General features: G+C 76.1%; 1 protein-coding gene. It reads right to left on the bottom strand.

Annotated elements, in window-relative coordinates:
- Positions 1-3,743 (bottom strand): condensation domain-containing protein (locus tag ACIQVZ_RS42280; RefSeq protein ID WP_402458472.1); only part of this gene is annotated, 3,743 nt, incomplete at both ends.

The raw sequence follows: 3,743 nt of genomic DNA, 5'->3' as shown, positions 1-3,743 counted from the left end.
TCGAAGGTGAGGGGCGCGTTCTGGACGACGCCCTCTCCGGCGGCCAGGTCGAGGTCGCCGACCTTGGCCCAGAGGTGGTTCATCATGCCGGAGCGTTGGACCATGGCGCCCTTGGGCTTGCCGGTGGAGCCCGAGGTGAACATCACGTACGCCAGGTCCAGCCCGGTGCCCACGCAGTCGGGCAGGGCCCGCGCGCCGGTGGCCTGCTCCAGACCGATGACGGTGACCGGCTCGCCCTGGACGGCGGCGGCGAACTCGGCGGCCTGCTCCTCGTACCCGGCGCCGACCAGCAGGTGGCGGGCGCCGCCGTCCTCCAGCAGCCCGGTGTTGCGGGCGGCGGGGGCGGCCGGGTCGAGCGGCAGGTAGGCGCCACCGGCGCCGATCACGCCCAGCACGCCGGTGATGAACGGGACGCCGGGCTCGGCGAGCATCGCGACCACCGAGCCGGTGGTGACCCCGGCCTCGGCGAGGCCCGCGGACAGGCCGCCGGCCGCCTCGACCAGCTCCTGGTAGGTCAGCGAGCCGGCGCCGTCGGTGACGGCGGTCGCCTCGGGGGTGCGGGCGGCGACGGCGCGCACCCGCTCGACGACGCCGAGGCTCTCCTCGGGGATCGACGGGTCCCAGGCGCCGAGCAGTCCGCCCAGCTCGCCGGGGGTGCCGGTGCCGGTGAGGTCCGCCGGGCCGGTCACGTCGACCTGGGCGAGCGGCAGTCCGGGGCGCTCGGCGACGGTTCGCAGCAGGTGCTGGAAGATCGCCGAGACCCGCTCGACCTCGGCCCGGCCGAACAGGCCGGGGTTGTAGTCCAGCCGCAGGTGCAGGCTGTCGCCGGGGTGGACCACCAGGCTCAGCGGGTGGTGCCGGGCGTCCAGGGCCTCGGTGCGGACGATGCGCGGGCCGTCGGCGACGCCGGTGTCGAGGCCGTTCTCGTCCAGCGGGAAGTTCTCGAACAGCACCACGGTGTCGAAGACCTCGCCGGACAGCCCGGCGGCCTGGTGGATCGCGGCGAGCCCGAGGTGCTCGTGCGGGAGCAGCGCGGTCTGCTGGTCCTGGAGGGCGTGCAGCAGTTCGGCGAGGGTGGCGTCGGGGCGCAGCCGGGCCCGGACCGGCACGGTGGTGAGGAACAGGCCGATCATCGACTCGACGTCCGGGACCTCGGCCGGGCGGCCGGAGGTGACGGCGCCGAACACCACGTCCTGGCGGCCGGTGAGCCGCCCGAGCAGCAGCGCCCAGCAGCCCTGCACCACGGTGTTGACGGTCAGGCCCTGGGTGCGGGCCCAGCCGGCGAGTGCGGCGGTCAGCTCGCGCGGCACCTCGGCGAGCACCGCGTCGGGCAGCACCGGGAGGCGGCTCGGGTCGGCGGGGACGAGCAGGGTGGGCTCGTCGACGTCGGCCAGCACCTCGTGCCAGGCGGCCCGGGCGGCCGTGCGGTCCTGCGCGGTCAGCCAGGCCAGGTACGAGCGGTACGGGGCCGGGTCGGGCAGCAGCGCGACGTCCGCGCCGGGTGCGCAGAGCGCGAACAGCTCGCGGACGAGCAGCGGCATCGACCAGCCGTCGACCAGGATGTGGTGGCTGGTCCAGATGAACCGGTGCCGGCCCTCGCCGTGGGTGACGAGCGCGAAGCGCAGCAGCGGCGGGGCGGCGAGGTCGAAGCGGCGGGTGCGCTCGGCCTCGGTGATGCGGCTCAGCTCGGCGGCCCGGGCGGGCTCCGGCAGGTCGGTCAGGTCGGCGTCCAGCCAGGGCAGTTCGGCGTGCTGGGCGATGACCTGGACGGGCTCTCCGGTGGCCCGGGCGCGGAAGGCGGCGCGCAGGTTCGGGTGCCGGTCGAGCAGGGCCTGCCCGGCGGCGCGCAGGGCGTCGGCGTCGAGGTCGCCCTCGATGTCGGCGACGATCTGCAGGGTGTAGACGTCGACCGCGTCCGCGCCGCCCCCGGCGGCGGTGTCGTAGTCGGCGTGGAAGAGCATGCCCTGCTGGAGCGGGGTGAGCGGCAGGACGTCGGCGAGGGCCGTGCCGGCCTCGGCGAGCTCGGCCTCGTACTCCTCGATCTCGTCCTGGGCCAGGGTGACCAGCGGCAGGTCGGAGGGGGTGCGGCCGCCCGCACCGGGGGTGGTGGCGTGCCGGGCGAGCAGTTCGAGGGCGCGGAACCAGGTGGCCGCGACGTCCTGGGCGTCCTCCTCGGCGACGGTCCGGCCGGCCCAGGACCAGTTGGCGATCAGGTGCGGGCCGTCGTGCCGGTCCTCGGTGGCCGGGGTGACGTCGAGCAGGTGCGGCAGCGGCATGCCGGGGTGGGCGCCGGTGCCGACCACGCCGTCGCCGCCGGCCGGCTCCCAGAGGCGGGCCTCGCGGGCGTCGAAGCGGCCCATGTAGTTGAAGCCGATCTGCGGCTTGTGGTGGCCGGCCAGGGCGCGGGCGGCGTGCGGGTTGAGGTAGCGCAGCAGGCCGTAGCCGACGCCGCGGTCGGGCAGCGCGCGCAGCTGCTCCTTGATCCGCTTGAGGGCGGCGGCGAGGGCGGGGCCGCCGGCCCAGAGCTCGTCCCAGTCGAGCGTGCCGGGGTCGAGGCGCATCGGGAAGGCGCTGGTGAACCAGCCGACGGTGCGGGACAGGTCGAGGCCGTCGCTGAGCTGCTCGCGGCCGTGGCCCTCCAGCTCGATCAGGGTCTGGGCGTAGTCGGCGCGGCCGTGCCGGCGGCGCCAGTCGGCGACGGCGAGGGCGAGGCCGGTCAGCAGGACGTCGTTGACCTCGGCGTGGAAGGCCGCCGGGACGTCGGTGAGCAGCGGGCCGGTGACCTCGGGGCCGAGCTCCAGGCGCAGGGTGCGCTGGGTGCCGTAGACGTCCGTCTCGGGGTCGAGCCGGTGGGTGCCGACCAGCGGGTCGGGGCCGGTCAGGATCGACTGCCAGAGGGCGAGTTCGGGGCCGCGGACCTGGGTGCGGGCCTGTGCGGCGAGCAGCTGGGACCAGGCGCGGTAGGAGGTGCCGACCGGGTCGAGGGCGGGGGCGCGGCCGGCCGCCAGCGCCTCGCAGGCGGCGGCGAGGTCGGGCAGCAGGATCCGCCAGGACACGCCGTCGATGACCAGGTGGTGGGCGGAGAGCACCAGCAGGGCGGTGTCGGCGCCGGGGGCCGCGCCGATCAGCACGGCCTGGATCATCACGGCGGCGGCGGGGTCGAGCCGGGCGCGGGCGGCGGCGGCCTGCCGCTCGGCGAAGCCGAGGGCGTCCTGGTCGTCGGTGCCGTTGCCGTTGCCGGTGCCGTGCTCGGCGGTGGCGACCAGGCGGACGCCGGCGAGCGCGCCGGGGGCCAGTGCCTCCAGGTGCCACAGGCCGGGGGCGGGTTCGGTGGCCCGGGTGCGCAGCGCGTCGTGGTGGTCGACCAGGGTGTGCAGGGCCGCGTCGAGCAGTTCGGCGTCCAGGGCGGCGGGGACCCGGACGACCACGTGCTGGCTGTACTTGACGACCGGGCCGGTGAGGCTGGTGGTGTCGTCGTGCAACTGGCCCATGATCGGGGTGAGTTCGTACGGGCCGGTGCCGCCCGCGTCCTCGGCGGGCGCGGTCGCCGCCGTGGGGTCGGTGCCGCCCGCGATCCGGGCGAGGGCGGCGGCGGTCTTGTGGGTGAAGATGTCGCGGGTGGTGAGGGTGAGTCCGGCCTTGTGGGCCCGGCTGACGACCTGGATGGAGCGGATGCTGTCGCCGCCGAGGGCGAAGAAGTCCTCGTCGATGCCGACCCGGCCGGTGCCGAGGACCTCGGCGAG

It is taken from the genome of Kitasatospora sp. NPDC098663, assembly GCF_044760075.1.
In the GTDB taxonomy this organism is placed as follows: domain Bacteria; phylum Actinomycetota; class Actinomycetes; order Streptomycetales; family Streptomycetaceae; genus Kitasatospora.
Note: the sequence above shows the minus strand (reverse complement) of the source record. Positions and strands in the feature narration are given on the sequence as shown.